Source organism: uncultured Agrococcus sp. (assembly GCF_945915485.1).
GTDB lineage: Bacteria > Actinomycetota > Actinomycetes > Actinomycetales > Microbacteriaceae > Agrococcus.
Genome location: NZ_CAMEFJ010000028.1, coordinates 20686 through 27575, shown reverse-complemented (window position 1 = coordinate 27575; position 6890 = coordinate 20686). Strand labels below are relative to the sequence as shown.

Sequence of the window (6890 nt, the reverse complement as noted above, 5' to 3'; positions counted from 1 at the left end):
AAATTCTCGGCCTGGAGCAAAACGGGCGCACTTCGAGAACTCGACCCTGTTCAAGCCGCTGTGCATTTCACGCAATTGATCGCGGTGGCAGAGCCGGGCCCCACCTCTGGTGCAACGACACGAGATGAATCTGAAGCATGGATCGTTTCCGGCGTAAGGGTGTTCCTGCGGGGGTACGGTCGAGACCCCGAGTGAAACGCACCGAACACCGGGCTCGCTCGCTATCTTCCGTGTGAGAGCTTCACGATTCGCGAATCAGCTCCGCGCACTTCTCGCCCATCATCATGACCGTGATGTTGGGGTTCACGGTCACGATCTCGGGCATCGCCGAAGCATCGACAACACGAAGCCGCTGCACGCCCTTGACCCGGAGTTGCGGATCCAGAGGGGCGTCCTGGTCGTCCGTGGCGCCCATCCTGACCGTGCCGACCGGGTGGTAGACCGTGTTGTGCGTCTTCGTGATGTAGTCGGCGATCTCTTCGTCGCTCTGCGCTTCCACGCCCGGTGCGAGCTCGCGCCCTGCCCAGTCCGTCATTGCAGGCTGCGCCATGATCTCGCGCGCCTTGCGAACGCCCGCCACCATCACGCGCATGTCGTGACCCTCCGGGTCCGTGAAGTATCGCGGGTCGACCTTCGGCTTGTCGCGGAAGTCGTTCGAACGCAGTCGCACCGTGCCCTTCGATCTCGCGTGCGTGACGTTGGGCGTGAGCACGATCATCTCGTCGGCCGTCGGGTACCCGGCACGATAGGTGTGCATGTCGAACGGCACAGATCCGTAGTGCATCATGAGATCGGGGCGATCGAGGCCCTCCTGCGTCGGCGTGAAGATGCCGATCTCCCACCACTGCCAGGATTCCCGCACCATTTCGCGCTTCGCCTCCCACTGCACGACACCCTCGGGGTGATCCTGCAGATTTTCGCCCACACCGGGCGAGTCGACTCGAACCTCGATGCCGATCTCCTCGAGGTGCTCGCGCGGGCCGATGCCCGAGAGCATGAGCAACTGCGGAGTATTGATCGCGCCCGCCGATACGATGACCTCACGGCGCGCCTCGATACGGCTCTGTCGGCCGAACGCGTTGTCGACGACGTGCACGGCTGCGCACACGTTGTCGTCGTCGAACTCGAGCTTCGTCGCCCACGTGTCCGTCAGGATCGTCAGGTTCTCGCGATCGAGAATCGGGTGCAGATACGAAACCGACGACGACGACCTGGTGCCGTCAGGCTGTCGATTCACCTGGAAGAAGTTCGCTCCGTTGACGACGGTCTCACCCGTGTTGAATTGCGCACGGGGGATGCCCGCCTGCTCGCACGCATCCAGCAGGGCGACGCCGCACGGGTCCGCGGGAGGCACGTTCGCGAGCCGAACCGGGCCATCGTGACCGTGCAGGGGGCCCTCGTCCTCGTTGTTCTCGAGCTTGGTGAACAGCGGGAAGGTGCTCTGCGCATCCCACCCCGTCGCGCCGTATTTCGTCGCCCACTCGTCGAGGTCCTCCGCAGGGGCCCAGAACGCGATGCAGGAGTTGTGCGACGAGCAGCCGCCCAGCACCCTCGCGCGGGCGTGGCGCATGAACGAGTTGCCGTTCTGCTGCGGTTCGATCGGGTAATCCCAGTCGAACCCGGACTCCAGCAGCTCCATCCAACGGTTGAGCCGCAGAATGACGTCCTGGCCGACATCCGTCGGTCCGGCTTCCAGCAGCCCGACAGTGACGCTCGGATCCTCGCTCAGCCGCGCGGCCACGGCGGCACCCGCGGAGCCTCCCCCGACGACGACGTAATCAAAGGTGTGGAGCGTCTTCATGCCGTTGCCTCCGTCTCGCGGTCGCTGAACCAGCCGGTCACCGCCGGGGCGAGGTTGCGGTAGATGTGCTTGGACTCTCGGTACTCCTCGAGCCCCGTCGGGCCGAGCTCTCGCCCGAAGCCGGACTGCCCGAAACCGCCCCACTCGGCCTGCGGCAGGTACGGGTGGAAGTCGTTGATCCAGATCGTGCCGTGGCGCAGCCGCCTGGCGACCCGCTCGCCGCGGCCCGCATCCGAAGTCCACACAGCGCCCGCAAGGCCGTAGATCGTGTCGTTCGCGGTCTCGACCGCTTCGTCCTCGTTCTTGAACGTCTCGACCGTGACGACGGGGCCGAACGCCTCATCGGTCACGACCGACATGCCGCGCTGCACGTTATCGAGCACAGTGGGCAGGTAGTAGAAGCCGCTTTCGAGGTCGCCGGTGCCCCAGGCACCCCCGCAGCGGACTCGCGCGCCCTCCCGGGCGCCCGCATCCACGTAGGCGGTGACCTTGTCGCGGTGCGCCGCCGAGATGAGCGGACCGGTCTCCGCTTCGTCGTCGAAGGGCCCCCCGAGTCGAATCGACTCGGCACGGCGCACGAGCTCATCGACGAAGCGCTCTGCGATGGATTCTTCGACGATCAGCCTTGCACCCGCGGAGCACACCTGCCCCGAGTGCACGAAAGCGCCGTTCAGGGCATTGTCGACGGCCGCGTCGAAATCGGCGTCCGCGAACACCACGTTCGGGTTCTTGCCGCCGAGTTCGAGCGCCACCTTCTTGACCGTCGCAGCTGCGTTCGCCGCGATGAGCCTGCCGGTCACGACGCCACCGGTGAACGACACCATGTCGACATCGGGATGCGTCGAGAGCGGCGTCCCGCACGATGCGCCAGCACCGAGCACGAGATTGGCCACACCGGCCGGGAGGCCGAGTTCTTCGAGCACCTTCACCGTCAGGATGGCCGTGTGCGGCGTGAGTTCCGCGGGCTTCAGTACGAAGCTGTTGCCGGCCGCGAGCGCGGGCGCGATCTTCCAGGCTGCCTGCAGCAGCGGGTAGTTCCACGGCGTGATGAGCGTGCAGACACCGACCGGCTCGTAGACGACACGGCTGGCGACGTTCGCGTCACCCGCGTCGACGACGCGACCCGCATCGTTCGCCGCGAGCTTGCCGAAGTACTCGAAGCACGCCGCGATGTCGTCCATGTCGATGCGCGACTCGACGAGCCGCTTGCCCGTGTCGAGCGACTCGGCCCGCGCGAACTCTTCACGGCGTTCCCGCAGTGTCGTAGCGAACCTGAGCAGGAGGTCACCGCGTTCGACGGCCGAAACGTCTGCCCAGACACCCGAGTCGAAGGAAGCGCGTGCCGCCTCGATCGCAGCCACGGAATCCCGATCGTCCGCCTCGGCCACCGTGGCCACGAACTCGCCGTTCGCAGGGCAGTGGATGTCTCGGGTTCCTCCGCCGATCGCTCGCTGCCAAGCGCCGTTGATGAATAGTGTTGCCGACACGATGCCTCCTTGATGCCGCTGCGTCATTACGGCTTGTCTGCCGTTGGTTCTGTGAAATCGTCTTGCCAGTCGATCACGAGATTCTCGTCGGTCCCTATGGAGGCATCCGAGTGGTTCTCGGAGATCCGCAGGTACGCCAGGTGCGACTCGTAGTGGCCGATTGCATCGCTGATGATCTGCTCCGGCGTATAGCCGTACACGTCGTAGCCGTGCGACCCGGATACCGTGAACACCTCGAGGCGATAGTAGCTGTCGGATTTCGACGGCGAGTAGTACGCGAACGCGGGCATCTCGCGATTCACGGGATAGATCTGGTAACAGAAGTCGGGCTGGTTCTCGAACTCCGCAGTCAGCAGCAGGGGCGGCATCGCCGCACCGGGCACGTCGGAACGTTCGAGCGAGACCCTGAGGCCCGCCTCCCGCAGTTCCTCCACGACCTGCTCGAGCGCTGGAACCGCGGTCTTGTCAAGGTAGTCGGTCGCCTGCATGCGGTTCGGGAACACCGTCGACCTGCGCAAGCGCTGCTTCCAGCTCGTTTCGCCGCGGCCGAAGCGAGAAGCGACCGTTGCCGCGTATCCCTCGCGGTGCTGTGCCTCCGTGCGCAGGGCTCGATAGAACGAGATCATCACGAGGTAGATCAGAATCGAGAGCGGCAGGCCGAGAATCAATGTCGCCTGCTGCAGCGTTGGGACGCCGCCGACGAGGAGCATCGCGAGCGTCAGGACACCCGTCGCAACGGACCAGAAGATACGGAGTCCCTTGGGTGCATCCTGTTTCGAATCTTCGATCTTCGATGTCAGGTTCGCCAGCACGAGCGCGCCGGAGTCGGCCGAGGTGACGTAGAAGAGGATGCCGCTGATCAGTGCGATGCCCATCAGCAGCGGTGCTCCGGGATACTCGCCCAGGAGGCTGAAGAAGGCGTGCTCCGGGAGGTTCACCGCTGTGTCGGCGAAGGCCTCATCTCCTCCGAGCACGATCTCCAGCGCCGCGTTGCCGAAGAGCGAGACGAAGATCGCGATGAACGCGAAGGGCACGGCAAGCACGGCGATGGTGAACTCTCGCAGCGTACGACCGCGTGAGATTCGGGCCAGGAAGAGCCCCACGAACGGCGCCCACGCGAACCACCATGTCCAGAAGAACAGCGTCCAGCCCTGCATCCAGGCATCCGGCTGATCCCAGGCGTAGGTATCCATGAGCATGCCCGCGAACCCGGAGACGAAGTCGCCGACGTTCATGACCAGCCCCTCCAGCAGGCGACGCGTTTCACCGAACACGGTGATCCAGACGAGCAGCACGATCGCGATCAGCACGTTCAGCTCGGAGAGCCTCCTGATGCCCTTCTCAACACCCGAAACGGTCGAGATCGTCGCGACCGCGACGGCGAAGGCGACGAGTGCGATCTGCACGGCGGCGTTCTCGGGGAGCCCGAACAGCACGTGCAGTCCGTACGTCAGCTGCACGACGCCGATGCCGAGCGTGACCGCAAGGCCGAATACGCTGCCGAGAATCGTGAAGATGTCGGCCGCGTGGCCGATAGGGCCGTGGACCCGCTTGCCGAACAGCGGCGTCAGTACCGACCGGATGCTCAGCGGCATGTTCCGCCGATAGGCGAAGAACGCGAACGCACCTCCCATCAGTGCGTACATCGCCCAGCCGACGGGTCCGTAGTGGAACAGGGTCCAGACGATAGCTTGCCGCGCGGCGTCGATGGTCTCGGCCTCGCCGGCCGGTGGCCCCATGTACTGCGCCACCGGCTCCGCGACAGCAAAGAACATCAGGTCGATGCCGATACCTGCTGCGAAGAGCATCGAGATCCAGCTGAAGAGCCCGAAACGAGGTCGCGAATGATCGGGACCGAGCTTGATCCGCCCTGTCGAGGAGAATGCGATGACCAGCACGAACACGACGATGACCGCTGCGGTGAGAATGTAGTACCAGCCGAAGGTTCCTGCCGCCCATGCAACGACACGGGTGATGACGGTGTCGGCGTTTTCCGGTACGACGATGGCCCAGACCGCAATGGCAACGATGAGCGATGCCGAACCGAGAAAGACGGGCCACTGCACCCGATTGCGTTTCAGCGAAGGCGCCGGAAGCGTCTTTCCATCGCTAGAAGGTTTAGAGGGCTGTGTCGGCTTTTGAGACATCGTTCACTTCTCCAGTTGTTGCTGCTCATCATCGTTCGATAAACGTCGCAGCACGGATGATGCGGGATTGAAACACGATAGCAAAGACCGAGTCCCGCGCATCTGCCGATCGGTCCGGTTTTTGCCCCGAGTGCTGCTGGGTGCTGCGGTGCTCGCGGAGCAGAGCGCGCATCCGCGTTTTCTGCAATCCTGTCCAGAGGAAGGGAATTCGGCTCGCCTTCTCCTCATCCTTGCGAGCCCGGGTGTCGCGCTGAAAGGGCGGGATTCGGAGGAAACGGGGGCGGCACGGAAGACGCTGATCTCGCCGGCGACTGACCGATTGTCGGTCTTTCGTGCACAGTTAGCCGAATTTCAGTTTCTCGAGATCGTCCGTCCTGACCAGGAGCCGACGTTCCCGACGACAACGCAGATGCGACCCGCCCCTGCCGAGGCAGGGTACGGGTCGCACAAGCGGTTCGGAAGACCGATGGCTCGGTCAGCCAATTAGTGAACTAGTCGGTGAGAAGACCGGGGAACGCGTCGCCGTTCTCCGAAACCCACTGCTCGACAGCGCCCTCGGGGTCACCGTCGTACTCTTCGCTCGTCACGAGCGATTCGAGTGCACCGTAGGCGTCGTCGTCAAGGGTGAGCTCCGCGAGGAACTCTGCGACCTCGGGGTGGTCACCGCTCACCTGGTCATTGGCCAGGAAGTGCAGGCCCTCGGGCTCGCCCATGGCGCCCTCGGGGTCTTCGAGGTCGCGCACGTCGTACTCGCTGTACGCCCAGAACGGACGCCACAGTGTCACGACAACCTCTTCTTCGTTCTCGATAGCGTCACCCAGCACCGTCAGCATCGCTGCGGTCGAGGACGTCGAGAGCGTCCAATCCTCTAGACCGTACGCCGGCATCATCGATTCCTCGGTGACACCCGTCAGACCAGCGCCCGGCTCGATGCCGATGATCTCGCTGCCGAAGAGGTCAGCGTTGTCAGCCAGCTCGTCCATCGAGGTGATCTCCGAGTACTCGGGCACCGCGATCGTCAGCACCGCGTTGTCGTAGTAGACACCGAGCGATTCGAGGTCATCCCCGAACTGCTCCATGTACTCGGCCTGCGTCACCTCTGGCCAAGCCGAAGCGTGGATGTCGACGTCGCCGTTCGAGAGACCCGCATACATGGGGCCGTTGTCGGTCAGGGTCGTGATGTCGACGGTGTAGTCCATCCGCTCGAGCTGGTCTTTGAGCAGGTAGGCCATGCTCTCGCCGTCGGTCCATCCTTCGATGTAACCGAGCGTGATCGAGCGGTCCTCGCCGCCACCGTTATCGCCGTTACCTTCGTCGCCGCCGTCGCTCGCGCATCCTGCCAGTACGAGACCGGCTGCGGCGCCAAGAGCGAGGGCCTTTGTCATCTTTCGGGTTTTCATTGTGTTCCTTCCTTCCCGTTCAAACGGGACGATGGGGATAAGTAATTGGTTGAGG

At 64.1% G+C, this 6890-nt stretch carries 5 protein-coding genes; 1 reads left to right on the top strand and 4 read right to left on the bottom strand.

What is annotated here, in order from left to right:
* A partial coding sequence (locus tag Q0O95_RS06700) for a TetR/AcrR family transcriptional regulator C-terminal domain-containing protein (protein ID WP_293696611.1) occupies positions 1–195 on the top strand: 195 nt, incomplete at its 5' end.
* A 46-nt stretch (positions 196–241) separates the two neighbouring features.
* Here Q0O95_RS06700 and Q0O95_RS06695 read toward each other — a convergent pair.
* The 4 genes from Q0O95_RS06695 to Q0O95_RS06680 all read right to left on the bottom strand — a co-directional run bounded on the left by Q0O95_RS06695 (position 242) and on the right by Q0O95_RS06680 (position 6835).
* The gene (locus tag Q0O95_RS06695) at positions 242–1801 is read right to left on the bottom strand and encodes a GMC family oxidoreductase N-terminal domain-containing protein (RefSeq protein WP_293696609.1); all 1560 of its coding nucleotides are present in this window, start codon (positions 1799–1801) and stop codon (positions 242–244) included.
* Complete coding sequence (locus Q0O95_RS06690; protein WP_293696608.1) at positions 1798–3315, bottom strand: aldehyde dehydrogenase family protein; 1518 nt, start codon at positions 3313–3315, stop codon at positions 1798–1800. The genes Q0O95_RS06695 and Q0O95_RS06690 overlap by 4 nt, the downstream gene beginning before the upstream one ends.
* Entirely contained in the window at positions 3315–5354 is a 2040-nt protein-coding gene (gene betT, locus Q0O95_RS06685) for a choline BCCT transporter BetT (RefSeq protein WP_293696606.1), read from the bottom strand. The genes Q0O95_RS06690 and betT overlap by 1 nt, the downstream gene beginning before the upstream one ends.
* 572 nt (positions 5355–5926) lie before the next feature.
* Positions 5927–6835: a glycine betaine ABC transporter substrate-binding protein gene (locus Q0O95_RS06680; RefSeq protein WP_293696604.1), complete on the bottom strand. Its 909-nt coding sequence runs from the start codon at positions 6833–6835 to the stop codon at positions 5927–5929.
* Between the last annotated feature and the right edge of the window lie 55 nt (positions 6836–6890).